Genomic DNA, 24,822 nt, shown 5'->3' on the forward strand with positions numbered 1-24,822 from the left:
CTGCGGCCAGCGCGCTCTGACACGCGTTAGCTATATGATGAGCACACGCGCCAGAGCGCCACCGCTATCCCGAACCTTGGCCCCTTTTTGCGCCGGTAAATGGCCCATTTTGTCGCCGAGATTGACACATGGTGCATCCGGTGCAGGCGCCACAGGGCCGGGACGGCGTGGAACATGACATGTTGCAGATAGATCGCCAGATCGAGCAGCAGCATGGACAGGATCACAGCCAACCCGAAAGGAGCCTCGATAATGTTGAACAGGCCCCAGCCCCGCTCCTCGGCCAGGACCGCCAGACCGACGGCCAGGATTGGGAAAGACAACCGGAGGATCGCCGTATCGATCACGACAAGTGCCAGGTTGTTCGACCAACGGATGACACGCGGAATGTCACGCCGCCGACGCGGGGCGGCGAGTTCCCAAAGCGCCATGGCGGCCAGCACACTCAAAAACGCCGTCAGACGAATCTCCGGCTCTGCGGCTAGTATTATGTCGATCACAGTCTACGGCCCTTCTGTGTTAGGGCTTGGGTGCGGATGCGCATCTCGCACATCAGTCTTTTCTTGCGCAGCCTTTGCAGCCGCTATCTGGACTATATCAAGATCCCGCGCGTGGCGCTCGTCGAGACACTCTGTTTCGAGCTGCAGCGTGACCATGTGAAACCCATGCTGTTCCGTCAGCCGCCGATAGGCCCTGTTCAGCAAATCCGCGGCCTCGGCGGGTGACTGATGGCGGATATGGGCGGAAAACGCGTGTTTGCCGCTGGTCAGCGTCCAGGCATGCACATGGTGAACATCCAGAACCCCGTCCTGCCCGTTCAGGTCCGCTGTTACAGCGTCGAGATCCGTTCCCTCGGGCGTGCCTTCCATGAGAATGTGGACCGCTTCCTTGATTACGCCCACAGAGGCCCAGAGGAGAACCACCCCGAACGCCATGCCGAGAATCGGGTCAATCGCCAGAAAGCCGGTGAACTCGATCACAAGGGCGGTGACGATGATCAGGAGGCTGCCGACAAAGGTCTGGATGATGTGCCAGAGCGCGCCACGGGCATTCAGATCGTCCTTGCTCGATTGCCACATCAGCGCCAGAGAGACCACTTCCGTGACCAGGCCCCCGAAGGCGACCCAAAGCATGGGGCCTGTGGCCAGGTGGATCGGGTCTCCGAGCCGCATCGCGCCCATCCAGATCACCAGAAGCGCCATGCCGAGAAGAAAGCCGCCATTCACCAGCGCCCCGATGATTTCGGCGCGGTACCATCCGAAACTGCGCGTCGAATCCGCTGGACGGCGCGCAATCCGCTGCGCGGTGATGGCCACGAGAACGCCGCCAACCGCCGACAGGGTGTGAAACGCATCCGACAGGACGGCAATCGAGCCAGTCCAGAGCCCGACGGCCAGTTCAATCACGAAGTAGACGCCGGTGAGCCAGGCCGAAATCACAAGGGCCTTGCCGGAACTCGGCATGTGCCCGGCGTGAGAATGACTGGCCATATCAGCTCTCCTCCCCTTGTGTACCGGTCTTTCGCGTCGCGGCGAAGAGAACCGACAGGCCGGTAAAGCCACCGAGCGCAAGCGCGGTCCATGTGGCAGTGCGGGCATCTCCGTTCATCGCCTGGTTGCCCATGTGAGCGAGCAAAAAACTCGCTGGAATAATCCCGGCCATCGTGGCCAGCGCGAACCTCCAAAGATGCAGCTTGCTCAGACCTGCGGCGTAACTGATCATATCGAAGGACAGAAACGGCAGCAGGCGACTGCCGAAGACCAAGAAGGTCAGAGTGTTCTGCGATCCGAACAGGCCTGTGTTAATCTTCTGACCGAGATGACGCTCAACGAAGGGACGACCGAGACCGCGGGCCAGACCAAAAGCGGCAAGCGCACCGAGTTCCGCGCCAAGAACGACAAAGAGTGTCCCGAACGTGTGCCCATAAGCCGCTCCGGCGGCGAGTGCGATCGGCGCCGAGGGCAGGGGGCTTGCGACGATAGCGATTGTCATAAGCGCCACGATAACAATTGGTCCGGCAAGACCTGCCGCCTCGATCCAGCGGTCAATTTCCGCGCGATCAGGCAGGCGAATGTCAACGCCAAGGACGTCCGGGAAGGCCAATGCGACGACTCCCATCAGGAACACCGCAATAAGAAGGATGCGCATCATCATGGATCAAAACACGGCATAGAGCAGAACGAAAAACGTCGCTGCCAAAAGGTCAAAGGCCACGCAGAATGGAATATACCAGTTCGGAATCCGGGCGAGACGATAAGAATTGTGGTGTGACATGTCCCAAAGGGCGTGCAGGGCCAAGCCCAAGGGAAGGAAAGCCCAATGCCATATCAGCCCCAAAAAGGCTGCCGAGCCGAACAAAAGGGCGACGGCGAGCTCTGCGCAGAACACGCGCGCTCTGCCGTCCGCGGCGCCAAAGCCGATATAGGCACCGCCAATCAAAGCAAGCGTGATCGAAGCAAGAGCTATCGAGCTCTTTTCATCCAAAAACAGGTGAGCCGGCATTGTGAGCAAGACAAACAACACACCAACCCATACGGGAGATTTCAAGATATCCCCGTGTCGATGGTGCGATACGTGATCGCCTGTCTTTTCGAAAATCTGTGCCATGGCTTTGTACCTAGGGATTCCAGCAACTGGAAGGTCAAGGGCTATTCATCCACGCGCGCAACGCAGCGCTCACTCAACCGTTCCACGGTGAGGTCAAAGGACCGATATCAGGACGTATTTGACGCTGACGCCAAGCTCATGTCCGACGCGCGTGGCGATTTTCAGTCATCTTTCGCCTTCTGCCAGACTTGCTGGCAGGCTGAGTAAAGAAACGTCGCTGACCAGGTCAGCAACATGAAGCCCAAAAGCGATTGCAGCATCAGCAACAGTCGAAAGGGCCCGACCACCTCTATGGACGAATAGCCAAGGGTCGAGAACGAGATGCCCGTAACATAGAGAACATCCTGAAACATCGGCGGGCTGTTGCTGAACGATTGCGGCAGAACGCTTGCCACCACCATCGTGTTGAACACGGCGAGCGTCACAAGTTCCAATACGTGCAGCAACAGCAACGCGGAAAACGTCAGGATGATCCGAAAGCCGGAGCCATCCGACCGCTGCGGGGAAAACTTCAGAATGCCCGACAACGCATAATGATGGACAATTCCCATCATGATTGCCGCGCATATTCCGACAAACATAGCCATCAACTCGGTCATACACCCAAACCCGTCTTCCTGTTCAAACAGGTCAATTTGACCATACATCAGGCTTTTAGCACAACGGGACCAATTGATTCTTCACTGGTCAGGCCAACGCGGGGGGCAACCCGTTCAGGGCGACATCCACCGGAACGGTCGGCAAGTTCGATGCGATCCAGCCAGGCCCTTCGCCTGATCCCAACATCCCTTCCGAGATATCGGCGTAGCCCGAATAACCAGCTTGTCTCAACGCTCGAAGCAGCGATGCGGAGCGTCCGCCAGTGGCGCAGATCAGTCCAACAGTGCGATCACCGCTCAGTTCCTTGGCCCTGAACAATCGGTCCGGAAAACCGGACGCGTGCATGCTTATCGGCCATACACCAGCACCTACGCCGGTTTCTTGCCACTCTTTGTGCGTTCTGACATCGATGATCCGCGCCGTATCCGATAGAAGCGCGTCAAAGGCATTCTCTGCCGACCAGACAGATCGGCTCTGCGCCAACAGCGGTGACGCCGCGACGGTCAGCACCGTCATATGAGCACCCAGAACGAAACGGCGCCGGTTCAAATCAAGAGCCATATTCGAAAACCTCATCCTTTGATCGGTTGCGATCCCAAAGGTCACATAACATACGCGCGACGCTACCCGGGAGCACGACACGGTGCAGGCACAGATTTGTATCCATCTGTAGCAAGGGACTGACCTGATACAAACGGCTACAATTCTGCCCATGAAACAGAATGCAACGATGATCTAGGAAGGACGCCATGGGACCGCCACCTCATATCCTTATCGTGGACGACCACGCTCAGATACGCGAAAGCGTCGCGCGCTTCCTGGAGAAGAACGGAATGCGCACGACCGTCGCCAGGGATGCCGTGGAGATGGATGCCAAGCTGGCCACCGGTCACTTCGACCTCCTCGTGCTCGATGTCATGATGCCGGGCGAGGACGGTTTGTCGGTTTGCCGCAGACTTGCGCCAGAGGGTGATCTTCCGATCATCATGCTGACGGCGCTTGGTGAGGAAACGGATCGGATCGTGGGTCTGGAAATCGGTGCGGACGATTATCTCGCCAAGCCGTTCAATCCACGAGAACTGCTCGCCCGCATCAAGTCGGTTCTTCGGAGAAGCAACCGCGACGAACCTGTGGCCGGAAGCCTCGCTGGGAGGAAAGTCTCTTTTGCGCACTGGATACTGGATACCGACCGGCAGGTGCTGATTGACGAGTCCACCACCGAGACCCCATTGACGACCTCCGAGTTCAAATTGCTGGCGGTCCTGCTGGAACGCGCGAGGATGGTGCTCAGCCGTGACCAGTTGCTTGACCTGACCGCTGGGCGGACGGCAGGCCCGATGGATCGAACCATCGACAATCAGATCAGCCGTCTCCGCCGCAAAATCGAGCCGGATGTACTTAGGCCCAGTGTCATCAAAACGGTGCGGAACGGCGGATACTGTCTGGCTGCCGATGTCGAGGATGCGCCGTGATGCGCCGTGCGATGAGGTCTCTGAGCGGCCAGTTGATCCTGCTTGTGGTCGCGGCACTTGTCGTGTCCCAGGCGATCAGCCTGTTCCTGTTCGCTGACGAGCGCACCCTTGCGATTCGTGCCGCATTGGGGTTCGAGGCCGCCGGTCGCGCAGCAAATGTCGCGCGGTTGATCGAGGAGGCCCCGCCGGAGTTGCAGGACTCGATCCTCCGCGCGGCGAATTCGCCATTGATCCGGTTTGATCTGTCGGACGTTCCGAGCGTGGAACACACCGGTCATTCGGATGGCGGCATCGTGGAAGGACGCATACGCGCGCTTCTGGGCGATAGCTACAGCCGGGATATTCGCGTTGAACTGCACGAGGTCGAGGGCGCGTTGCGGCCCCTTCCCAATCTCTCGGACGAGATGACGGAAATGCATCTCGCGATGATGCGCGGAGAGTTGACGGCGGTTGAGATGAACCTGTCGATCGCCATCAAGGGAGCGCGTTGGCTGAATGTCGGAACGCGGTTCGAGCGTCCGCCAATCCAATGGCCTTTCTATTCGATGCTGACCTTTGGAATTTCCGCCGGACTGCTCCTGGTGGCGATCTTCTGGTTTGTCATGACGCGCCTGACGCGTCCTTTGCGGCACCTCTCCAAGGCCGCGGACCATCTTGGCCGGGGCGAGGATGTGGGTGAATTGACCGTCGCGGGGCCGACCGAGGTCAAGGATCTGACCGTCGCCTTCAACCGCATGCAACGACGGCTGACCCGGTTTGTCAGCGATCGGACACGGATGCTCGCAGCGCTTGGTCACGATTTGCGCTCGCCGTTGACTGCTATGCGTGTCCGCGCGGAGCTGGTTGACGAAGAAGAGACGCGGGACAGCCTCATCGCATCGGTCGAAGAGATGCAGAGCATGGTCGAAGCGACGCTCACCTTTGCACGGGGCCTTACCGGATCCGAAGGTGCCGAAGTGGTCGATCTGCGCAATTTTCTGGACAGCTTGTGCAGCGATATGGCGGCACACTGCACCTTTGCCCCGAGTGATGATGTTGCCGTGCGGCTTCGACCCAACGCGTTCCGAAGGGCGCTGAGGAACCTGCTTGAGAACGCCGTTCGCTACGGTGGTGCCGCAAAAGTCAGCTGGGCGACCCACGGTTCGAACCTCGTACTCAACATCGATGACAATGGGCCCGGCATTCCCGTCGACCAGTTGGAAAAGGTCTTCGATCCCTTCTATCGCCTCGAGCAATCGAGGTCTCTGGAAACGGGCGGTTATGGGCTTGGGCTCTCGATCGCGAGGACAATCGTCCAATCCCATGGCGGCGATATCCAGCTGGTCAACCATAACAGCGCGGGTTTGCGCGCTGTTGTCACCATCCCACTGGATGAAAGCGAACTAATCGAAGGAGAAACAGATGAAACTGAAAACGCTCATTCCAACGTTGCTGGCCAGCTTGCCCGCCAGCATGGCGCGAGCTGATGGTCCAGGCTCCTGGACAGGTCACATGTGGGGCGGAGGCTATGGCTTTATGGGCGGCTTCATGATGCTCGGCTTCTGGGGCGCCGTGATCGCATTGATCGTGTTTCTGGTGCTCAGGCTGCGGGACAATGGCACCCGTCCCCCGGACTCGGACGCGCAGGAAGCGCTCCGGCGCCGCTTTGCGAATGGGGAAATCGACGAAGAAGAGTTCCGTCGCCGCAAAGCAACGCTCGACGAATAGACCCCGCCGCGGACGCCAAAGCCGTCCGACGCGACGCCCACCGACGCTAAATAGGAAAGAACGCCATGGTCCCGGAAATCGGTCACTTCGTACTGGCCCTCGCGCTGGCCCTCGCACTTGTTCAAAGCGTTCTGCCGATTGCAGGTGCGTCGCGTGGAAACGCCGTCTGGATGAAATCCGCCCAGGCGACGGCAATAGGACAGGTGCTGTTTGTGGCCATAGCCTTCGCAGCGCTGATGCAGGCCTTCATCGTCAGCGATTTCACCGTCAGGAACGTCGTTGAGAATTCCCATTCGCTCAAGCCGATGCTTTACAAGGTGGCCGGGACATGGGGCAGCCATGAGGGTTCGCTTCTGCTCTGGATCCTGATACTCGCAGCGTTCGGCGCGGGCGTCGCCTGGTTCGGATCGAACATCCCCGCCGAGACCAAGGCGCGCACCTTGTCGGTGCAGGCGTGGATCAGCGTCGGCTTCCTGTCCTTCCTGCTGCTGACGTCGAACCCGTTCGAGCGGGTGTTCCCGCCGCCGCTCGACGGCAATGACCTGAACCCGTTGCTTCAGGACATGGGTCTCGCCATGCACCCGCCGCTCTTGTATTTCGGGTATGTCGGCTTCTCCATCGTGTTTTCCTTTGCCGTTGCGGCTCTTCTGGAAGGGCGCGTCGATCCGGCCTGGGCCAGATGGGTCCGCCCGTGGACATTGGCCGCGTGGGTCAGCCTGACGGCAGGTATCGCTCTTGGATCGTGGTGGGCCTATTATGAACTGGGTTGGGGCGGCTGGTGGTTCTGGGACCCGGTCGAGAATGTGAGCTTCATGCCCTGGCTTCTGGGCACGGCGCTGCTGCATTCCGCCATCGTCACCGAAAAGCGCGACGCGTTCAAAAGCTGGACCATCCTGCTTGCCATCCTGACTTTCTCGCTTTCACTTCTCGGGACGTTCATCGTCCGATCCGGCCTGCTTACCTCCGTGCATGCCTTCGCCGTCGATCCAGAGCGCGGGCTTTACATTCTGGGTCTGCTGGCCGTGTCCATCGGTGGGTCGCTGGCGCTCTACGCCTGGCGGGCACCCGAAATGGAGCCGGGCGGTCTGTTTCGCCCGATCAGCCGCGAAGCCGGGCTGCTCGTGAACAACCTCATTCTGGCCGCCGCTACGGGAACGGTCCTGTTCGGGACGCTTTATCCGCTGATCCTCGAGGCTGTCACGGGGGACAAGATCTCGGTGGGTCCACCTTTCTTCAACGCGGCCTTCATTCCGATGATGCTGGCGCTGGTCGTGTTCATGGGTCTTGGCCCATTCCTTTCATGGAAGCGGGCTGATATCGCCGGTTTGCTCGATCGCATCCGGTTCGTGGCCGTGCTGGCGGTCGTCGCCGCCTTGGCCGCGTGGTATCTTCTGTATGGCGGGCCGATCATGGCCTATCTTGCCATCCTCGGCGCGGCGTGGCTGCTTTTTGCGACCCTACGGGAATGGGCGCTACGCATCCGCCTGTTCGAGGTTCCCCTTGCAGAGAGCGTGAGACGCGCGAGAAACCTGCCACGTGCGTCACACGGCATGACACTCGCCCATGCAGGCGTCGCCGTTTTGATGATGGGGATGATCGGGTCCAGCGCGTGGAAGAGCGAGGAGATCGTCTTTGCCGCGCCGGGGACCGAAGTTGCGATCGCCGGGTTCGACATCACCTTCGAAGGGGCCACACAGGTTCAAGGGCCGAACTACATCGCGGATCGCGGCACCCTTGTGGTCCGTCGGGATGGCGAGCTGGTCACGACGCTTTTCCCGGAACGCCGGTATTACCCGGTCGCGGAAAGCCAGACGACAGAGTCGGCCATCCGGTCCACATTGGCGGGTGATCTCTATACGTCGATTACAACGCCCGCCTCCGATCAAGTGAACAACGCTGGAGCATGGACCCTTCGAATCCTCTATGAACCGCTCGTCAACCTGATCTGGATCGGCTCGATCCTGCTGGTGATCGGTGGCTGTTTGTCCTTGTCGGATCGCCGTTTGAGGGTCGGGGCGCCGCGCCGGGCCAAACCGCCAGCCAGCGATGCTGTTCCTGCCGAGTAGGAGAGAAGATGAAACGTCTCATTGCCGGGCTGCCGTTTATTGCGGCGGTCATATTCGGAGGGTTTTTCCTCTGGGGGCTCAATCCCGACCGGGATCCCAACGAGATCCCTTCCGTCCTGATCTCGCAACCGGCCCCGGCGTTCGACCTCGATCCCGTGCCGGGGTTGGAGACACCTGGCCTGGTCCGACGCGATCTTGTCGGCAACGAACGACCGGTCGTGGTCAATGTCTTTGCGTCCTGGTGCGTGCCCTGCCGCGCGGAACATGCCGTGTTGACACGCTTTGTCGAACGCGAGGGCATGCGGTTGTTCGGCATCAACTACAAAGACAAACCAGAGGATGCCGTGAAATGGCTCAATGACCTCGGCAATCCCTACGAACGGATCGGGTCCGACCTGTCGGGCCGCACCGGGATCGAATGGGGCCTTTCGGGCGTGCCGGAAACCTTCATCGTCGATGGCGATGGTACTGTTCTGTTTCGCTATGTCGGGCCGGTCGTGGGTCCGGACGCCGTCGAACGGTTCACGCAAGCCCTGAAGCAGGCAGGCGCACTGCCAAAGGGAGCAGCATCATGAGACAGTTGATTTTCGCGTTTTGCATCGGGCTCTTTCCCTTTGCCGCCAATGCGGTCGAACCAGACGAAATGCTGACCGACCCGGTATTAGAACAGCGGGCGCGGGAGATTTCCAAGGATCTGCGTTGCGTCGTCTGTCAAAACCAGGACATCGACAGCTCGAATGCGGGTGTGGCGCGGGACTTGCGTCTGCTCGTACGCGAGCGACTGGTCACCGGAGACAGCGACGCGGAGGTGATCGCCTACATCCGGGCGCGGTACGGGGATTACGTGCTACTCAAACCGCCGTTAGAGCCTGCGACCTACGCGCTTTGGTTTGCGCCGATCGCTTTCGTTCTGATCGGGGTTTTCGTTGGTGGCGGGGTACTGATGAGTCGGCGAAAGCAAGAGGCTTTTGAAGATTTGGGCGCGGAGGATGAGAACACCGTGTCCGAAATTCTCAGACAAAACGAAGCGGGGGATGCGTCATGATCTGGGGTATTTTCGGTCTTCTGACGCTGCTCGCGATCGGAATAGTCCTCTATCCGCTGCTGCTGTCCAAATCGAACACTCTCACCAGAGGAGATGCTGTACCGGCAATCCTCGCCGATCAGATGCGGGAAATCCAACGAGACATGGACCGCGGTTTGATTTCTGAACATGAAGCTCAAGCAGCCAGACTCGAAATCAAGAAACGGATCCTCGCGACGACCCGCAATTCGGAAGAAAAAGCCGGATCGTCCCGTAGTGGTGGCAGAGTCACTCTCGTTGTCGCGGCGGTTCTCGCGCCGGTTATTGCCGCGGGCTACTATCTGACGATGGGATCGCCGGAGGTGCCTTCAATGGCCTTCGCTGCCCGTGCAGAGGAGCGCGCACAGACTGATGAAGTGACGGCGCTGGCGATACAACTTCGCGAAAGGCTTGTATCCGATCCGACCGGCGGCCCCAGCGAAGGGTGGATGCTGTTGGGCCAGACCTATCAGCGCATGGGCAGAACAGTTGATGCCGTCAAAGCATTCGAAGTTGTCGCCAAACGGGAGGATGCCACCTCCGCGACATTCTCCATGCTGGCAGAGGCTGTCGCGGTTGCCAATGACGGCGTTGTTATTCCACGGGCGAAATTGGCCATTGATCGCGCTTTGGAACTTGACCCATCCAATCCTGCGGCAACCTATTTCGAGTCTCTCTACCATCTTCAAAAAGAAGAGACGCGTAAGGCCTACGATCTGCTCGTTTCCCGGCTGAACCAGGAAAAGACGTTCGTGCCCTGGATGGAAACATACGTTTTGCAGATCAACCGGATTGCAGCGGCAGCTGACCTCCCGGTCGTCAATCTACCCAGCGGGCCGACATCCCCACCCGGCCCGAGTGCGGCAGATGTTGCGACGGCGTCGGAGATGAATGACGCGGACCGCGCGGAGTTCATCCGATCGATGGTCTCGCGGCTGGCCGAGCGTCTTGAGGATGAACCGGACGATCTGGATGGTTGGATGCGGCTGGCAAACGCCTATACGGTCCTTGAGGAGCCCGATCGCGCCGTTGAGGCCTACCGCAAGGCTGAAGCGCTGTTGGAGCAGCAGCCCGCCAGTGATCCTCGGCGTGCGGCGGTCCGTGCCGCGCTTGAGCGGCTCGGCGGCTGACTGCTGGTCGGTGTCCCGCCCGGGCAGGTCACTCCTGTCCGGCAACCTTTGCGGAAACATCCCGACCGCTGGCTTGCGCCAAGGCGTCCATCACGTCTTCGGTTGTTAGCAATTCGGACAGCACAATGCCGTTCGGTGCCGATGGTCCGTAGACGGCATTGAAGGGGATGCCGTATCTGCCGAAACTCTCAAGGTAGCGGGAAATGCGCGTGTCCGGGCGTGTCCAATCTGCCTGCATCGCCGTGACTCCAGGCGCTTCAAGCGCGCTCCGGACTGGCTCCCGGTCGATGACAAGTGTCTTGTTCGCTTTGCAAGTCAGGCACCAGTCAGCGGTCACATCGACAAAAACGACCTCTCCTGCGGACACGCGTTTCGCTATGTCCGAACGATCAAATGCGATCCAAGCCATTGCCAACTGCGGCGTCGAACGCGCAGGTGCTGATTGCTGCAAGAGAGGACCTGCGGCAATGGCCAGGACAAGGCTGGCTATGGCAATAGACCACCTGAACTGGGACTGCACATTCGGGAGAGATAGTATCAGAACGGCGAGACCGGACAACGCCGCGACCGCGATGACAGACACAAGCCCGGCGACACCGTCGAGCACCCAGAACAGCCACACGGCGGTTGCAAGCAACAAGACCCCCATGACGCTTTTGATGATCAGCATCCATCGACCAGGCTTAGGCATGAATGCGACCAGACGCGGGAACGCGGCGATGACGAGATAGGGCAGGGCGAGGCCGAACCCGAGGCTCGAAAAGACTATGAGGATGTCCAAGCCACGCCCGGCCAAAGCAAAGGCCACAGCGGTGCCGAGGAACGGTGCCGAACAAGGCGTCGCCATGACGGCACCGAACATGCCAGTGAAAAAGTCGGCGGAATACCCGTTGCGTCCACCGGCCCCTGCAAGCCGCGTTTGAATGCCGTGTGGAAGGGCGAACTCGAACGCTCCGAACAGATTTGCCGAAAAGACGAGCAGAACAGCGATCATCACCGCAAGAAACAGCGGGCTTTGAAACTGCAGACCCCACCCGACGCTGAGGCCTGCCGTCTGGAGCACCCAGAGGACGAGCGCCAGACCCCACATGAACGTCATGATGCCGGCGCTGGCAGCGACGAAACCGAACCGGACACGGGTTGTGTCGTGATCGGTGTGTTTGAGCACAGACGACACCTTGATGGACAGCACCGGCAGCACGCAGGGCATCACATTCAGGATCAATCCGCCCAGCAGCGCGATCGCGGCAATCCAGATCAGTTCCATCATGTCCGGTGTCGTGGCGGCCAGTTCAAAGGGTGGTGCTATTCCTTGCGCCACGCGATCCGCGATGATCGTGAAGGCCCGGTTCTCGCCGTCGGTGACGGTAATCGACGGAGCCACTGTCACATCCGTATTCGACGAGAGGATCGGCAAGCGCGCCCAAAGCAAACGATCCTCTTCTCCCAAACGGATATCGGGTTTGCCAAGCGCAACACCCATACCCAGTTCGGGAAACACATCCGGCGACTGGAGTGGTTCATCGACGCGAAGGCTGACGATCAACTCCGTGAGGTCTTCGTCGATGAAGGCATTTGCCTCGCTGACGCCGCTCGTCTTGGCCCCTTCGGGGACGCGCTCGGAAAACGTACCGATCAGCCCAGCCGAAGTGCTGTCGATGACGTTGCCCCGTCCGAGGCGAAGTGACAGGTCAAACTCTTCCGGGACACAGACATTGGAGCACACCAGCAGTTTGACCTGCGCGGAAAGAGTCACAGGTGCGCCGGGATCTTTGAGCGTTATGCGCAGCGGAAAGACGACTTCACCCGCATAACCAAAATTTTCGATGCCGAAGGCGGTGAAGCGCGTCGGGGCGGGCCACATGAATTCGACATCTGCGACGTTTTCGGAACCGCTCCATTCGACCGAAGGCGGTATTCCCACCTCGCCCGCCGACCGCCAATAGGTCTTCCAGTTTTCGTTCAGTTGAAGGTGAAGCCCGGCTGACAGAGTCTGTGTGTTCTCGGGAACGCCGTCCTGTACACTAATGAGATGCGCGGTGAGTGGCGCGCTCTGGTATTCAGCAGAGGTTGCTGCCGCGACACTTCCAGAGACAACGGCCAGGAGCACGAAGGGAATAAGCAAAACCCGTCGCAGGATCAAAAGGCAATCGATCAAGATACCTGCTTCCTTCCCATATTTTCCGCAGATTTCGCCAGGACGGCGGAAATTGCGTCAAAGTCCACCTGTGGCAAAACCCTGACGACCGTCCGCACAGACAATTCGCGCAACGCCAGTCGCAGAAGATGAAAGGGTTCGACACCCATTCGGCAGAAGGTCTGACGCTTGCTTCGTGGACACGATAGCGCCGCGATCCGAGCAGTCTTCAAGACTTCCTGCACATCCCCCAAGCATGAAACCCGACAACAGCAACGCGCCTACGCGTACCTTCCCGCGCACATCACGGCCTGTCGCGGACCACGACTGGAATCGCGGAGGTTATGGGCTCGGTCGTTTCCTCGATAGTATCCTTTGCCTTGTCGGAATGGCACGATTTTCCCATGAACTTGTGCATCACGAGATGCGCCCCAACGCACAGCAGGAGCGGGGCGAAAGCCGCTGCATTGCCCCACATGCCCGCCAATGTGCCGCCGGCAAGAAAAAACCCCGCAACGGGCAGCAGCATGACGACGCAACACGCCATCATACCATAATGCATGAGCCTGTCCGTGATCGGCTTTTTTCTGTGGCTGTGGTGGTCCATGACACCCTCTTTGTCTCGTTCCCGGCGTCATTTGCGACCCTCCAGCAGGGTAAGGTCAAGGATACAAATGGATACACTTCTCGCGGCCTTGTCAGGTCACCTGATGCCGGGTCTCCCGTAAAAGACATGTACAAACCGTAGGCTAGGAGTGTGTCATGACGACATCGCGAAACAACAAGATCAATCGACGAAGCCTGTTGGGGTATGCGGCTGTCGCTTTGGTTGCACCAAGCGTGGTTCGAGCCGAAACCATTCGCCGCAACATTTCTTCTTTCCGAGTTCATGACTGGCAAGATCACTTCGACGCACTCGGAAAGGGGATCATCATCTCCGATACCGTGACGAAGGCGCTCCAGCATTGGACATCAGATGGCGAAATGCGGATCTACCCAACGTCCGTTCCGCTGACCGACGAACTCACCAAACGCGGTTACACCGAAGTGGTGGAAAAACGCAAAAACCCCAGCTGGGCGCCAACGCCCTCCATGCGGGAACGCAATCCGGAATGGCCGGCTCGTGTCGAGGGGGGTGATCCGGACAACCCATTGGGTACTCGTGCACTGTACCTGTCGTGGCAGTACTACCGTATTCACGGGACACAGGATACGCGCAAGATCGGCCGCCGGTCGTCAAACGGCTGCATCGGCCTGTTCAACGCACAGATCGAGGAAGTCTACGAGCGGGCACCTGTCGGCACTCAAGTCAAACTCATCTGACCCAACGGGCAAGGCGGAAGATACAGGCATGGACAAATTGACTGCGCTGATTGGTGCCGTTTTTGTTATCGGCGGGGGTTTTGCCGTTTGGCAGTTCGTTGGAGCGGAAGATACAGCGGTTGGCCACTCCATGACGCCACCCGACACAAGTGAGATCGCTGAAGGCGGCCCGATCGTTCAGGTCCAGCTGCCTTCCCAACTCTCGCAACAGGCGGCGCTTGGAAAGAGCATATTCGAGGCAAAGTGTTCTGAGTGTCACGGTGAAAATGCTGCCGGTCAAAACGGTGTAGCGCCGCCTCTTGTGCACAAGATCTACGAACCAAGCCACCATTCGGACATGGCCTTTGTTTTGGCCGCTCAAAATGGCGTGCGTGCGCATCACTGGAATTTCGGTAACATGCCACGGATCGAGGGATTGACCCAGGGAGACGTCAAGATGGTTGCCGCCTATGTCCGCGAAATACAGCGGGCCAACGGGATTGACTGATGCGTTGGTCGAAGACAAACCGATGGATTCTGTCGATCGTTTCCGGCCTTTTCCTAGTGGTTCTCGGAGTGCCTGAGGCGCCAGCGTTTCATGGTGAAGCGTCCTTGGCGCAAGAATTTCACGCTCACGAAGATGTAGGGTCATCAACGAACGAGGCCTCTGGCCACTGTCATCCGGGACTCGATTGTTCTGTCACGGCAATGGTGTTGCTCCAGCCAAACGTGGTTTACGAGCCTCAGTTTCTGAAGGCCGTCATGCAAGACGGCGCGACCCAACGAACCGAGTTGCGCCCCACCAGCGATCCTCCACCGCCGCGACGGTGGGTCTGATTTCACATCGCTCGAAAAGCAGACCCAAAGAAGGATCGAAGACATGAAAAAGACGACTATCGTAGCGGCAGTGTTGATTGCAGGTACTGCGGTCACGGCATTCGCGCATAGCGGTGCCACCGGCATCGTGAAAGAGCGCATGGACGCCATGCTTGCAATGGGGAAGGCGGTCAAGACCGTGGCCCCGATGATGAGGGGCGAAACGGCCTATGACGCAGAAACAGTGCGCGATGCCGCGCGCCTGTTCCAGCAGCACGCCGGTGAGAGCATGACGAACCTGTTCCCTGAGGGCACAGGGGGCATGCCCTCGGAAGCCAAAGACGAGGTGTGGACCGACTGGGACCGCTTCGCAGCATTGGCGAGTCAGCTGGAAGAATATTCCGAAGGCCTGGAACGCGCAGCCGACAATGGATTGGGCGGCATGGGCGGCAATACCTCCATGGGTGGCACCTCGATGATGGGCGGTGGGTCCATGATGGGCGGGAGCACGATGATGGGCGGAGGCGGCATGATGGATGCTGCCGCCATTGCCGAAATGCCCGCCGACGCGGCATTCGCGATGACGACCCAGGTCTGTTCCGCGTGCCATGAACGCTTCCGGGCGGAAGAAGACTGACCATGCGACGGTTTTTGACACTGGTCAGCGGGGTCGCCGTGCTGGGCGCGGCCGGCCTCGGCGCGGTGATTGCATGGCCTGTCGGCAGTGCGGTGGCGCCGATCGCATCAGCGGGCAATGTCGACCGGGGCGCGTATCTGGCGCGCGCCAGTGGGTGCATTGCCTGTCATACCAATTTCGAAGCGGGCGGCGCGCCACTTGCCGGAGGGGCGCCGCTCGAAACCCCGTTCGGAACGTTCTATCCGCCCAACCTGACGACAGACCCCGAACATGGCATGGGCGAATGGACGGCAGAACAGTTCGCAAAAGCCGTGCGGCAGGGTATCGGCCCCGATGGAACGCCCTACTATCCGTCTTTCCCATATACGTTCTATGCGGATTTTTCTGACCAGGATATCGCTGACCTCTGGGCGGCGTTTCAAACCGTGCAGCCCGTGGACAAGCCTGCACCAGAAAACGATGTCAGCTTCCCATTCGACCAACGATGGGGGCTGAAGCTCTGGCGAGCGGCGTTCTTCTACGATCCGGATACCGAACCGGTTGAAGGGCGAAGCGACTCATGGAATCGCGGACGGGAATTGGTGCGCGGTGCGGCACATTGCGGAGCCTGCCATACGCCGCGCAATCTTGCGGGAGGCCGCGATATCGGTGCTTCCTTTGCAGGCAACGCCCAGCTTCCCGGTGGCAGCAAGGCACCCGCGATACGGCCAAAAGACCTGGCCAAAAATGACTGGACGGTTTCAAACCTCGCTTATGCGCTCCAGACCGGCATCACCCCTTCGGGCGATGCGTTCGGCGGCAGCATGGCGGAAGTCGTTCGCGACGGAACTCGGTTTCTGACACCTGCCGATCGCGAAGCGATGGCGCTTTTCCTACTGAACAAGGACACGGTCGAGGCGGAGAACTCCGCTTCGAACTAACATCACGCGGGGGCGACACGCCCCCGCTTTCTCGAGGATCGAAATGAAACAAACACGTAGGGATTTCTTGCGCAATGCAACTCTGGCGGCCTGTGCGGCCGCCATCCCGCGGTCGGCTTATGCCGCAACCCCGTTCGAGGACGTGGTTACCAAGGTTGCGCGTCGACAACTTCTTCCGGACACCTACCCGGAAACAGAGATCTGGGGCTATGACGGTCTTGTTCCGGCCCCGGACATCCGGGTTGCACAAGGCGATCGGGTGCGTCGCAGGTTCCGCAACGAGGTACCCGATCCCAGTTCGGTTCACTGGCACGGAATCCGGATCGATAACGCGATGGATGGCGTTTCAGGACTGACCCAGAAAGCCGTGGCACCAGGTGAAACCTTTGACTACGACTTCGTCGTACCGGACGCGGGCACCTATTGGTATCACGCGCATAATCGCTCATACGAGCAAGTCGCGCGTGGTTTGCGCGGTGCCTTGATCGTCGAAGAGGTCGATGGACCGGACATAGACCGCGAGGAAGTCATCGTTCTGGAGGACTGGTTGCTCGACCCTGAGAGCGGGCAGCTGTTCGACAATTTCGAACAGCCTATGATGATGAGCCACGGTGGACGCATCGGCAACTTTATCACGACCAATGGGCGCTATGACCTGACCTTGCCCGCGAAGCGCAACGAACGCATTCGCTTGCGGATCATCAACGCAGCAAGCGCTCGAATTTTCCCGCTGAGGCTCTCTGGATTCAGTGGCTGGACGGTGGCCGTGGATGGAATGCCAACCGGCCAACCCCAGTCGGTTGACGGCGAGTTGATCCTCGGCCCGGCACAGCGCGTCGACTTAATTGTGGATGTGACCGAAGGCGAAGGCGGCACCGCCCAATTGCTTCGCATCGGCGATGATGATCAACTGACCCCGTTGGTGAGTTTTCTGGTCAACGGCACAGCCAGTTCAGTACCAAGAGGCAAGCCACTGCCGTTGCCGCCGAACCCCGCGGCACACGCCCCGGACCTTGCCGATGCGCGTGATTTGCGACTGGTCATGTCCGGCGGGGCAATGGGGCGAATGCAGTCCGCATTGCTTGGCGGGGAACGTCTTGGATTCCGTCAGCTTGCCCAAGCGGGCAAATTCTGGGCCCTGAATGATGTCGCCGAAATGACCTACACGCCACTGGCCGATCTATCCCTGAACGAGCCGGTGCGCCTGAAGATCGAGAACCAGACCGTTTTCCCACATGCGATGCACCTGCACGGGATGCATTTCCGCGAGCTGCGCCCCGACGGCGCGTTCGGGCCGATGCGGGACACGATCCTGTTGGCCGGCAACGAGTCCCGGGAGATCGCCTTTACGGCAGACAATCCCGGCAAGTGGCTGTTCCATTGCCACATGCTCAGCCACGCCGCATCTGGCATGACAACCTGGATACGGGTCACATGAGATATCTCGTTTGGTCCCTTCCGATCACTGTCGCAGCAGCCGCCTTCACGTATTGGCTCTCGACCAGTGCATCCTCGGATGTCGGCAGCGCGTCCAGGGCGGAGAGCTACGACATCGAAGAAGGCGCGTTGCTCTACGCAGAAAACTGTGCGTCTTGTCATGGCGCGGGTCTGGAAGGCCAGCCGGAATGGCGAACGCCCGGCGCGGATGGGCGCCTGCCAGCACCACCACATGATGAGACGGGTCACACCTGGCATCATCCTGACAGCCTGCTCTTCGATTACACAAAACTGGGGGGTGCGGCGCTTCTGGCGCGTCAGGGCGTCGAATTCGACAGTGGCATGCCCGGTTTCGCAGACGTGCTGACCGACCAGCAAATTCACAACATCCTGGCCTTCATCCGGTCCACCTGGCCAGACCGCATCCGCGAAGTCCAGGCCGCGCGGACAGAAGCCGACGAACAACGGGGAGAGAACTAAAATGCGTTTCAGACAAGCCTTCACGACGGTCGCGATAGCTGCCTTGCTTCCGATACCGGCACTCGCGGACGAACTGTCAGAGTCCCGGGTCAAGGAACTTGTGCTCGAGGCAATCCGCGAGAACCCGGAGATTGTCATGGAGGCCGTGGCGATCCTCGAACAAAGGCAGGCGCAAGCGCAGGAGCTCAGTCAGGCCCAAGTTCTGAATGACCAGCGCGATCTGATCGAGAACGATCCGAATGCGCCGGTTCTCGGCAACCTGGAAGGGGACGTCACTGTTGTGGAATTTTTCGACTACAACTGTCCCTATTGTCGGCGGGTCAAACCCGAGGTGCGGGCTTTGATCGAAGACGATCCCAACATTCGCCTCGTCTATCGTGAATGGCCCATTCTCGGAGACGGATCGGTGTTTGCCGCGAAAGCGGCCTTGGCAGCGCGCAAGCAGGACAAATACGAAGAGTTTCACTGGGCAATGATGGGGCTGGAAGGCCGCGCGGAAGAGGCCTCCGTGCTGCGCGTGGCCGAGGAGATCGGCCTGGATATCGCGCAGTTGCGCAAGGACATGGAGGCCCCCGAGGTCGAAGAGCACATTGCGACCTCCATGCAACTGACCCAAGCTCTGGGCTTTAACGGCACGCCGTCTTTCGTGATCGGGGATGCGCTGGTCCCGGGCTTCGTCGAAAAGGCGCAGCTTGCCGACTTGGTCGAGGAAGCCCGCAAAGTCGAAGACTGAAATTCTGTGCCCGGACCACCCTTGGGTGGTCCAGGCACTGCATCAAGCGGCCGCAGGTTCCACGTTGTAGCCCGCATCCCGAATGATCGCTTGGACCTGATCGGCTGGTAACACGCTGTCGACATGCACCTGTCGGGCAGAAAGGTCACATTCTACGCCTGCATTCGGATCTGCGCTCTTCACCGCGCTTTCGATTGCTGCGGTGCAATGCCCACAGCTCATGTCCGGAACGCTGAACTTCATCGGAACCACTCCTTGATCTGATTTCTATCGGTGACATGGGGCTTCCCCCCGCTGGAAGGTCAAGTGAAGAAATTTATTTGGCGCCCTCCCATTGACCCTCCAGTAACTGGAAGCCTCATATTCCACTTCGAATGGAAAAACAGGTGACACATATGCCCGAACCCAAACAGATCAGCCTGCCGATCGAAGGCATGTCATGCGCGTCCTGCGTTGGCAGGGTCGATCGCGCATTGAATGCAATCGACGGCGTAGAGGATGTGTCGGTGAACCTTGCCTCGGAAACTGCTCGCATGAGCGTGGACGCGCTCAAGCGCATTCCCGACATCATCGAATCCCTTCGCGAGCTGGGCTACCCCGCGCGGAAGGCCAGGGCCGAACTCACGATTGCAGCGATGTCCTGTGCCTCTTGCGTCGGGCGGGTCGATAAGGCGCTTGCCGCGGTGCCCGGGGTGGTCGAGGTGAACGTCAACCTCGCCTCAGAGACGGCGACGGTCGTTTACGTCGAAGGTCTTGTCACGACATCCGATCTGATCGAATCAAGCGGCGCGGCAGGGTATCCAGCAACCGTGGCAACGGCCCAGGCCGGTGACGACAGAGTTGCGCGCAAGGAGGAAGAGGCTCAGGCGCTTGCCAAACGGGTCACCTTTGCGGCCATCCTCGCCTTGCCGGTCTTCCTGATCGAAATGGGTGGCCACGTCATTCCGGCCGTTCATATGCTGATCGAGACCACGATTGGCCAGCAGACGAGTTGGCTTCTTCAGTTCGTGCTGACGACAATCGTTCTCTTCGGCCCGGGCCGGACGTTTTACACCAAGGGTTTCCCGGCCTTGTTCCGGGGTGCCCCCGACATGAACAGCCTCGTCGCGGTCGGCACCGGGGCGGCTTACCTTTATTCCGTGGTTGCGACATTCGTACCGTCGGTCCTGCCTGACACGCTGCGCACCGTCTATTTCGAGGCGGCAGCGGTCATCGTCGTTCTGATCCTTCTGGGGCGGTTTCTTGAAGCGCGCGCCAAGGGGAGAACGGGCGCGGCCATCCAGAAGCTATTAGGGCTTCAGGCGCGGACTGCACGCGTGATGCGGGACGGAGAAAGCGTCGAGATCGAGATCGATGCGCTGGTTCAGGGTGACATCGTCATCGTGCGCCCTGGTGAACGCATCGCGGTCGATGGCGAGGTCATCGAGGGGACCAGCCGCGTCGACGAAAGCATGCTGACAGGCGAGCCGATCCCCGCTGAAAAAGGTGCCGGAGATACGGTGACCGGCGGGACGGTCAACGGCGCCGGAAGCCTGCAGTTCCGCGCCACGCGGGTCGGCGCCGACACGACCCTGGCGCAGATTATTCGCATGGTCGAAGAGGCCGAGGGCGCCAAACTGCCGATCCAGGGATTGGTCGACCGGATCACCTTGTGGTTCGTGCCTGCCGTGATGGCGATCGCGGCGGCGACCGTGCTGGTCTGGCTGTTTTTCGGGCCTGATCCGGCCCTGACGATGGCGCTGGTCGCCGGTGTGTCGGTGCTCATCATCGCGTGCCCCTGCGCGATGGGGCTTGCGACGCCGACCTCGATCATGGTCGGGACGGGACGTGCTGCGGAAATGGGTGTCCTGTTCCGTAAAGGTGACGCCTTGCAGCAACTTGATTCCGTTGATGTGGTCGCCCTCGACAAAACAGGCACGGTGACCGAGGGGCGACCCGCACTGACTGACCTTGTGCTGGCGGAAGGGTTCGATCGCCCAACAACGCTCTCGAAGATCGCTGCCGTGGAGTCGCTCTCCGAGCATCCTGTCGCGGACGCCATCGTGCGGGCCGCGCGGGCCGAGGGCGCACCTCTTGTGGCGGCCGAAGGCTTTCAATCGGTCACAGGTTACGGCGTGCGCGCCGTGGTCGAAGACGTGGAGGTGTTGGTTGGGGCCGACCGCTACATGGCGCGCGAAGGCATTGACGTCTCGGCATTGGCTCCAGAGGAAACGAAGATCGCAAGCAAGGGTCGCACGGCGCTTTACGCTGCCATAGATGGGCGTGTCGCCGCCGTGATCGGCGTGGCCGATCCGGTCAAACCGGCAAGCCGCGCAGCCATCGCAGCGCTGCACGAAAAGGGTCTTGCGGTTGCGATGATCACCGGCGACAAACGCGAAACCGCCGAAGCCATCGCCCGCGAAACCGGTATCGACCACGTCATCGCCGGCGTCCTGCCGGACGGCAAGGTTGCGGCGCTCGACAGTTTGCGCCAAGGGAACAAGCGCATCGCCTTTGTCGGCGACGGGATCAACGACGCCCCGGCGCTGGCGCATGCCGATGTGGGCATCGCCATTGGAACCGGCACCGATGTGGCCATCGAATCTGCGGATGTCGTCCTGATGTCGGGCGATTTGCGCGGCGTGGTGAACGCCTTCGAAGTATCGCGGCGGACCATGCGCAACATCCGGCAGAACCTGTTCTGGGCCTTTGCCTACAACGTGGCACTTATTCCGGTCGCTGCCGGGGTGCTCTATCCGGCCTTTGGGTTGCTCCTGTCACCAATCCTTGCGGCGGGTGCGATGGCGTTGTCCTCGGTGTTTGTCCTGACCAATGCCCTGCGGCTGCGGCGCATCGCGCCTGCGATGGACGAGCAGCGCGCAATCCCGGCAGAGATGGCAGCCGCCACTCCTGCTCCAGCAGAATAACGGAGGTCCGACATGAACATCGGAGACGTTGCCCGACAATCGGGTGTGCCCGCCAAGACGATCCGCTACTACGAGGACATCGGTCTGATCCGCCCGAACCGTAGCGAGAACGGCTATCGCGCGTTCACCGAGAACCACGTTCACAAGCTGGCGTTTCTGGGTCGCGCACGGGCCTTGGGGTTCACCATCGAAGATTGCAGGACGCTCCTGTCGCTCTACGAGGATGAAAACCGCGAAAGCATGCAAGTGAAGGCGGGTGCGGAAGACCATCTGCGCCAGATCGAGGAAAAGATCGCGAAACTGCAATCCATGCGCGCGACGCTCGCCGAACTGGTGGAAAAATGTGCCGGGGATCACCGGCCCGACTGCCCCATCATCGAGGATCTGTCGCCGGAGCGGTTGGCCAAGTGACAGGCAAGAAGGGGCTGTACCTCAGAACCAGATCGCGCGGACCGGCATCCAGATACCCATGAAGATCATCATCAGGTTTTCCGTCAGCGAAATGAACCCCAGCGGGACGGAACTGTCACCGCCGACGCAGGCGCATTTCAGCTCTCTCTTGTCGATATAAACAGCCTTGAACACGCTGACAGCGCCTACCGTGCCGATAAACAGGGCGACAGGCGCCGAGAGCCACAGCAGCGCGCCGGCAGTCATCAGGACACCTGCCAACGCTTCGCCGAACGGGTAGACCTTGCCGTATCGCACCCATTTGCGCGCCAGCAGATCGTAGTTGAGGAACATCGTCGAAAACCCTTCGACATCCTGCAATTTCTGGATCGCGAGAATGGTCATGGACAGCGAAATGAACCATTCGAACCCCCGCAAGGTAAGGACCGACCCGTACTGGTGCCAAGACAGGCCCAATGCCAACAGCGCGGCAACGGAAAAGATCGCGATGACCGGCTGGTAGGTCGTGTCGCTTTGCTCTTCCTCGGGTGGGTCAATGTCGAAAAACACCCTGAGATCATCGTAACCGCCGATCCGTTCGTCCCCGATGAAAGTCTGCGGCGTCGTCTCGACCCCGTGCTTCTCCATGAAAGCATCGGTGTCTTCACGGGTGTCAAGCGGATGGTCTTCCACCTCGAAGCCTTGCCGCTCCAGCAGGTCTTTCGATTTCAGACCGTAGGGGCAGACATGGCCCGGCATGACCATGCGATAAAGCTGCGCGGATTTACTGTCTGTGTCGCGGGGCATGTCCTTTCCTCCTTATCCGCTGCACGTAAGTTGACCACGGAACCCGGCTTCGTAGTCGGTTCCCGCGGTGACGATCAGATCGGTCAGGTCACCGTTCGTCTCTGCGATCTCGGCCGACAGCGGGCCTTCAGAAAATGCATTTTCGCCCTGCGCATTCAGGCGCACCAGATCACCGCTGATCTTCATTGCGGCGGCAGACCCTTCGCCGGTTTCACCAGTCACCAGTACAGCCGGACTGTCCGAGGTGTAAGCAAAGCGGCAATTTCCGCCATTCGGGAACACCGCAGCGATTTCGTCTTCCGTCAGAAACTCAGGATCGACCTTCGACACGACCTCCGTTTGAAGCGCCTGTTGCGCATCCACAACCTGCGCCGGCGTTTCGCTTCGCGTGGCCGATGCTTCGCCGTTTGCTCCAATGTCAGCAATAAGGTAGCGCATTTCGGCGATTTCCTTGTCCTGCGCATAGATAATGTCGTCTGCGAGCCCCCGGACGCGCGGGTCGGTGATCTCGGCACGAGTCGACGTCATGATGGCGATCGAGTGGTGCGGGATCATGGCGCGCATGTAGGACCTGTCCTGCACCGTGAATTGCCCGCGAACCAGCCAGAGGCTCGCCGCGAAAAGGACTATTGCGCCAACGAAAATCGCGATGTTGGCTTTGGTGTTCTGATACATGGACAACATGTACGCCAACATGATCACGGCCATGGTCGCCCCCATCAGGATGGCCATGTAAAGGCGTGTCTCCGAAAAGAAGATATGGCCCCAAAGATAGGTGTTCAGGTACATCAGAACGAACATGACCACGGTCGATGTTCCGATCATCATAAAGAATCGTGAGTAGTGCATTTCCAGTCACCTCCTTGCAGTTCTCTGTAAAACAACAACATTCCAGCGCTGGAGAGTTCCAAAAGCACGAATTTTCGTAGTTTCAAGGCAACAAAGGCGCGTCGTTTGCCCCGGTTCACGGCTTCTTTTCTTTGCCCCTGACGCGCACTGAATTTTCATGGGTCCGAGGAGATCGCGCCATGCAGAATTTCACGAGACGAGAATTGATTTGTGCCGGAGCGATGGGTTGCTTTCTGCCCACAACTGCCTGGGCCCACAAAGTCAAATTGCCCGAACGGTTCGAACCACAATTGGTAAACACCCGTCGTGGTGACTGGGTTAAAGGCGATGTCCACGTCGTTCCCGACGATTTTTTCCTTTATTTCATGCTCGAGGACGGGATGGCGATCCGCTACGGGGTCGGGGTAGGGCGCAAAGGTTTGTACGAACCCGGAGAGTTCACGGTAGCGCGCAAGGCCAAATGGCCATGGTGGCGGCCAACGAACGCCATGATCCGGCGCGAGCCACGCAAATACGCAAAGTACAAGGATGGACTGAAAGGCGGGCCAAACAACCCGCTCGGGGCCCGCGCGCTCTATCTCTACGATGCCGAGGGACGCGATACCTATCTTCGCATTCATGGAACGAACGCCCCGGAGACAATTGGGTCTGCCGTGTCGAATGGATGCGCGCGGTTGACGAATGAACATGTGAAGGATCTGTACGAACGCGTTGAAATCGGCGCCCGCGTCTTCCTGTATCCCAAAGTGACAACGGCGTGAGG

General features: G+C 59.7%; 28 protein-coding genes. 17 read left to right on the forward strand and 11 right to left on the reverse strand.

Annotated features, from left to right (window positions below; genetic code table 11):
• Window positions 1–26: 26 nt before the first annotated feature.
• From D4754_RS22940 to D4754_RS22965, 6 genes are all read right to left on the reverse strand, one after another.
• The gene (locus D4754_RS22940) at window positions 27–500 is read right to left on the reverse strand and encodes a hypothetical protein (protein ID WP_338031165.1); all 474 of its coding nucleotides are present in this window, start codon (window positions 498–500) and stop codon (window positions 27–29) included.
• A 3-nt stretch (window positions 501–503) separates the two neighbouring features.
• Window positions 504–1,463, reverse strand: a complete 960-nt coding sequence (locus tag D4754_RS22945; protein ID WP_444544449.1) for a cation diffusion facilitator family transporter — start codon at window positions 1,461–1,463, stop codon at window positions 504–506.
• Window positions 1,464–1,491: 28 nt separating this feature from the next.
• Window positions 1,492–2,154 (reverse strand): TVP38/TMEM64 family protein, encoded by a 663-nt coding sequence (locus D4754_RS22950; RefSeq protein ID WP_092813037.1) that lies wholly within the window; start codon window positions 2,152–2,154, stop codon window positions 1,492–1,494.
• A 3-nt stretch (window positions 2,155–2,157) separates the two neighbouring features.
• Window positions 2,158–2,607: a DUF6010 family protein gene (locus D4754_RS22955; RefSeq protein ID WP_121068466.1), complete on the reverse strand. Its 450-nt coding sequence runs from the start codon at window positions 2,605–2,607 to the stop codon at window positions 2,158–2,160.
• Window positions 2,608–2,768: 161 nt separating this feature from the next.
• Window positions 2,769–3,206, reverse strand: coding sequence for an ion channel (locus D4754_RS22960; RefSeq protein ID WP_233501473.1), 438 nt, complete (start codon window positions 3,204–3,206; stop codon window positions 2,769–2,771).
• Window positions 3,207–3,294: 88 nt separating this feature from the next.
• On the reverse strand, window positions 3,295–3,768 hold the full coding sequence (locus D4754_RS22965) for a rhodanese-like domain-containing protein (RefSeq protein WP_008327269.1): 474 nt from the start codon (window positions 3,766–3,768) through the stop codon (window positions 3,295–3,297).
• Window positions 3,769–3,956: 188 nt separating this feature from the next.
• On the opposite strand from D4754_RS22965, the gene D4754_RS22970 reads away from it, so the two are divergent.
• The 7 genes from D4754_RS22970 (at window position 3,957) to ccmI (ending at window position 10,645) form a co-directional block, all read left to right on the forward strand.
• A complete protein-coding gene (locus D4754_RS22970; protein ID WP_007803380.1) occupies window positions 3,957–4,679 on the forward strand; it encodes a response regulator in 723 nt (240 codons plus the stop codon).
• Window positions 4,679–6,145: an ATP-binding protein gene (locus D4754_RS22975; RefSeq protein WP_121068468.1), complete on the forward strand. Its 1,467-nt coding sequence runs from the start codon at window positions 4,679–4,681 to the stop codon at window positions 6,143–6,145. Before D4754_RS22970 ends, D4754_RS22975 begins: the two co-directional genes overlap by 1 nt.
• Window positions 6,081–6,386, forward strand: coding sequence for an SHOCT domain-containing protein (locus D4754_RS24510; protein WP_240453992.1), 306 nt, complete (start codon window positions 6,081–6,083; stop codon window positions 6,384–6,386). The genes D4754_RS22975 and D4754_RS24510 overlap by 65 nt, the downstream gene beginning before the upstream one ends.
• Window positions 6,387–6,451: 65 nt before the next feature.
• Window positions 6,452–8,452, forward strand: coding sequence for a heme lyase CcmF/NrfE family subunit (locus D4754_RS22985; protein WP_121068470.1), 2,001 nt, complete (start codon window positions 6,452–6,454; stop codon window positions 8,450–8,452).
• An 8-nt stretch (window positions 8,453–8,460) separates the two neighbouring features.
• Window positions 8,461–9,027, forward strand: coding sequence for a DsbE family thiol:disulfide interchange protein (locus D4754_RS22990; protein WP_121068472.1), 567 nt, complete (start codon window positions 8,461–8,463; stop codon window positions 9,025–9,027).
• The gene (locus tag D4754_RS22995; RefSeq protein WP_121068474.1) at window positions 9,024–9,497 is read left to right on the forward strand and encodes a cytochrome c-type biogenesis protein; all 474 of its coding nucleotides are present in this window, start codon (window positions 9,024–9,026) and stop codon (window positions 9,495–9,497) included. The genes D4754_RS22990 and D4754_RS22995 overlap by 4 nt, the downstream gene beginning before the upstream one ends.
• Entirely contained in the window at window positions 9,494–10,645 is a 1,152-nt protein-coding gene (gene ccmI / locus D4754_RS23000) for a c-type cytochrome biogenesis protein CcmI (protein ID WP_121068476.1), read from the forward strand. The genes D4754_RS22995 and ccmI overlap by 4 nt, the downstream gene beginning before the upstream one ends.
• 28 nt (window positions 10,646–10,673) lie before the next feature.
• On the opposite strand, the gene D4754_RS23005 is transcribed toward ccmI, so the two are convergent.
• Both D4754_RS23005 and D4754_RS23010 read right to left on the reverse strand, forming a co-directional pair.
• A complete protein-coding gene (locus D4754_RS23005; RefSeq protein ID WP_121068478.1) occupies window positions 10,674–12,803 on the reverse strand; it encodes a protein-disulfide reductase DsbD family protein in 2,130 nt (709 codons plus the stop codon).
• A gap of 283 nt (window positions 12,804–13,086) precedes the next feature.
• On the reverse strand, window positions 13,087–13,389 hold the full coding sequence (locus D4754_RS23010; protein ID WP_043754567.1) for a DUF2933 domain-containing protein: 303 nt from the start codon (window positions 13,387–13,389) through the stop codon (window positions 13,087–13,089).
• Window positions 13,390–13,544: 155 nt separating this feature from the next.
• Between D4754_RS23010 and D4754_RS23015 the strand changes: the two genes are divergently transcribed.
• The 7 genes from D4754_RS23015 (at window position 13,545) to D4754_RS23045 (ending at window position 19,107) form a co-directional block, all read left to right on the forward strand.
• On the forward strand, window positions 13,545–14,105 hold the full coding sequence (locus tag D4754_RS23015; protein WP_078523123.1) for a L,D-transpeptidase: 561 nt from the start codon (window positions 13,545–13,547) through the stop codon (window positions 14,103–14,105).
• Between the two features lie 28 nt (window positions 14,106–14,133).
• Complete coding sequence (locus D4754_RS23020; RefSeq protein ID WP_121068480.1) at window positions 14,134–14,592, forward strand: c-type cytochrome; 459 nt, start codon at window positions 14,134–14,136, stop codon at window positions 14,590–14,592.
• A 372-nt stretch (window positions 14,593–14,964) separates the two neighbouring features.
• A complete protein-coding gene (locus tag D4754_RS23025) occupies window positions 14,965–15,537 on the forward strand; it encodes a c-type cytochrome (protein WP_054540597.1) in 573 nt (190 codons plus the stop codon).
• A 2-nt stretch (window positions 15,538–15,539) separates the two neighbouring features.
• Window positions 15,540–16,457, forward strand: coding sequence for a c-type cytochrome (locus tag D4754_RS23030; RefSeq protein ID WP_054540598.1), 918 nt, complete (start codon window positions 15,540–15,542; stop codon window positions 16,455–16,457).
• Window positions 16,458–16,500: 43 nt separating this feature from the next.
• A complete protein-coding gene (locus D4754_RS23035; RefSeq protein WP_121068482.1) occupies window positions 16,501–17,895 on the forward strand; it encodes a multicopper oxidase family protein in 1,395 nt (464 codons plus the stop codon).
• On the forward strand, window positions 17,892–18,374 hold the full coding sequence (locus tag D4754_RS23040) for a c-type cytochrome (protein WP_007803408.1): 483 nt from the start codon (window positions 17,892–17,894) through the stop codon (window positions 18,372–18,374). Before D4754_RS23035 ends, D4754_RS23040 begins: the two co-directional genes overlap by 4 nt.
• 1 nt (window position 18,375) lies before the next feature.
• Window positions 18,376–19,107, forward strand: coding sequence for a DsbA family protein (locus D4754_RS23045; RefSeq protein ID WP_009807488.1), 732 nt, complete (start codon window positions 18,376–18,378; stop codon window positions 19,105–19,107).
• A 42-nt stretch (window positions 19,108–19,149) separates the two neighbouring features.
• On the opposite strand, the gene D4754_RS23050 is transcribed toward D4754_RS23045, so the two are convergent.
• Window positions 19,150–19,350, reverse strand: coding sequence for a heavy-metal-associated domain-containing protein (locus D4754_RS23050; RefSeq protein WP_007803412.1), 201 nt, complete (start codon window positions 19,348–19,350; stop codon window positions 19,150–19,152).
• 152 nt (window positions 19,351–19,502) lie between these two features.
• On the opposite strand from D4754_RS23050, the gene D4754_RS23055 reads away from it, so the two are divergent.
• The gene (locus D4754_RS23055) at window positions 19,503–22,013 is read left to right on the forward strand and encodes a heavy metal translocating P-type ATPase (protein ID WP_121068499.1); all 2,511 of its coding nucleotides are present in this window, start codon (window positions 19,503–19,505) and stop codon (window positions 22,011–22,013) included.
• A 12-nt stretch (window positions 22,014–22,025) separates the two neighbouring features.
• Window positions 22,026–22,424 carry a Cu(I)-responsive transcriptional regulator gene (gene cueR, locus D4754_RS23060; protein WP_121068484.1) on the forward strand — a complete coding sequence of 133 codons (399 nt, stop codon included), beginning with the start codon at window positions 22,026–22,028 and terminating at the stop codon, window positions 22,422–22,424.
• 21 nt (window positions 22,425–22,445) lie between these two features.
• Here the strand turns inward: cueR and D4754_RS23065 are convergent, their stop codons facing one another.
• On the reverse strand, window positions 22,446–23,210 hold the full coding sequence (locus tag D4754_RS23065; protein ID WP_012187037.1) for a MauE/DoxX family redox-associated membrane protein: 765 nt from the start codon (window positions 23,208–23,210) through the stop codon (window positions 22,446–22,448).
• Between the two features lie 12 nt (window positions 23,211–23,222).
• On the reverse strand, window positions 23,223–24,059 hold the full coding sequence (locus D4754_RS23070; protein WP_205589700.1) for a DUF305 domain-containing protein: 837 nt from the start codon (window positions 24,057–24,059) through the stop codon (window positions 23,223–23,225).
• 179 nt (window positions 24,060–24,238) lie between these two features.
• On the opposite strand from D4754_RS23070, the gene D4754_RS24615 reads away from it, so the two are divergent.
• A complete protein-coding gene (locus tag D4754_RS24615) occupies window positions 24,239–24,820 on the forward strand; it encodes a L,D-transpeptidase (protein WP_012187183.1) in 582 nt (193 codons plus the stop codon).
• Window positions 24,821–24,822: the final 2 nt, after the last annotated feature.

This window comes from Chachezhania antarctica (genome assembly GCF_003646465.1).
In the GTDB taxonomy this organism is placed as follows: domain Bacteria; phylum Pseudomonadota; class Alphaproteobacteria; order Rhodobacterales; family Rhodobacteraceae; genus Chachezhania; species Chachezhania antarctica.

Coding starts and splice junctions, on each gene's coding strand:
- D4754_RS22945 (WP_444544449.1), bottom strand. CDS start 1,463: ATGCCGAGTTCCGGCAAGGCCCTTGTGATTTCGGCCTGGCTCACCGGC.
- D4754_RS22950 (WP_092813037.1), bottom strand. CDS start 2,154: ATGATGATGCGCATCCTTCTTATTGCGGTGTTCCTGATGGGAGTCGTC.
- D4754_RS22955 (WP_121068466.1), bottom strand. CDS start 2,607: ATGGCACAGATTTTCGAAAAGACAGGCGATCACGTATCGCACCATCGA.
- D4754_RS22960 (WP_233501473.1), bottom strand. CDS start 3,206: ATGACCGAGTTGATGGCTATGTTTGTCGGAATATGCGCGGCAATCATG.
- D4754_RS22965 (WP_008327269.1), bottom strand. CDS start 3,768: ATGGCTCTTGATTTGAACCGGCGCCGTTTCGTTCTGGGTGCTCATATG.
- D4754_RS22970 (WP_007803380.1), top strand. CDS start 3,957: ATGGGACCGCCACCTCATATCCTTATCGTGGACGACCACGCTCAGATA.
- D4754_RS22975 (WP_121068468.1), top strand. CDS start 4,679: ATGCGCCGTGCGATGAGGTCTCTGAGCGGCCAGTTGATCCTGCTTGTG.
- D4754_RS24510 (WP_240453992.1), top strand. CDS start 6,081: ATGAAACTGAAAACGCTCATTCCAACGTTGCTGGCCAGCTTGCCCGCC.
- D4754_RS22985 (WP_121068470.1), top strand. CDS start 6,452: ATGGTCCCGGAAATCGGTCACTTCGTACTGGCCCTCGCGCTGGCCCTC.
- D4754_RS22990 (WP_121068472.1), top strand. CDS start 8,461: ATGAAACGTCTCATTGCCGGGCTGCCGTTTATTGCGGCGGTCATATTC.
- D4754_RS22995 (WP_121068474.1), top strand. CDS start 9,024: ATGAGACAGTTGATTTTCGCGTTTTGCATCGGGCTCTTTCCCTTTGCC.
- ccmI (WP_121068476.1), top strand. CDS start 9,494: ATGATCTGGGGTATTTTCGGTCTTCTGACGCTGCTCGCGATCGGAATA.
- D4754_RS23010 (WP_043754567.1), bottom strand. CDS start 13,389: ATGGACCACCACAGCCACAGAAAAAAGCCGATCACGGACAGGCTCATG.
- D4754_RS23015 (WP_078523123.1), top strand. CDS start 13,545: ATGACGACATCGCGAAACAACAAGATCAATCGACGAAGCCTGTTGGGG.
- D4754_RS23020 (WP_121068480.1), top strand. CDS start 14,134: ATGGACAAATTGACTGCGCTGATTGGTGCCGTTTTTGTTATCGGCGGG.
- D4754_RS23025 (WP_054540597.1), top strand. CDS start 14,965: ATGAAAAAGACGACTATCGTAGCGGCAGTGTTGATTGCAGGTACTGCG.
- D4754_RS23030 (WP_054540598.1), top strand. CDS start 15,540: ATGCGACGGTTTTTGACACTGGTCAGCGGGGTCGCCGTGCTGGGCGCG.
- D4754_RS23035 (WP_121068482.1), top strand. CDS start 16,501: ATGAAACAAACACGTAGGGATTTCTTGCGCAATGCAACTCTGGCGGCC.
- D4754_RS23040 (WP_007803408.1), top strand. CDS start 17,892: ATGAGATATCTCGTTTGGTCCCTTCCGATCACTGTCGCAGCAGCCGCC.
- D4754_RS23045 (WP_009807488.1), top strand. CDS start 18,376: ATGCGTTTCAGACAAGCCTTCACGACGGTCGCGATAGCTGCCTTGCTT.
- D4754_RS23050 (WP_007803412.1), bottom strand. CDS start 19,350: ATGAAGTTCAGCGTTCCGGACATGAGCTGTGGGCATTGCACCGCAGCA.
- D4754_RS23055 (WP_121068499.1), top strand. CDS start 19,503: ATGCCCGAACCCAAACAGATCAGCCTGCCGATCGAAGGCATGTCATGC.
- cueR (WP_121068484.1), top strand. CDS start 22,026: ATGAACATCGGAGACGTTGCCCGACAATCGGGTGTGCCCGCCAAGACG.
- D4754_RS23065 (WP_012187037.1), bottom strand. CDS start 23,210: ATGCCCCGCGACACAGACAGTAAATCCGCGCAGCTTTATCGCATGGTC.
- D4754_RS23070 (WP_205589700.1), bottom strand. CDS start 24,059: ATGCACTACTCACGATTCTTTATGATGATCGGAACATCGACCGTGGTC.
- D4754_RS24615 (WP_012187183.1), top strand. CDS start 24,239: ATGCAGAATTTCACGAGACGAGAATTGATTTGTGCCGGAGCGATGGGT.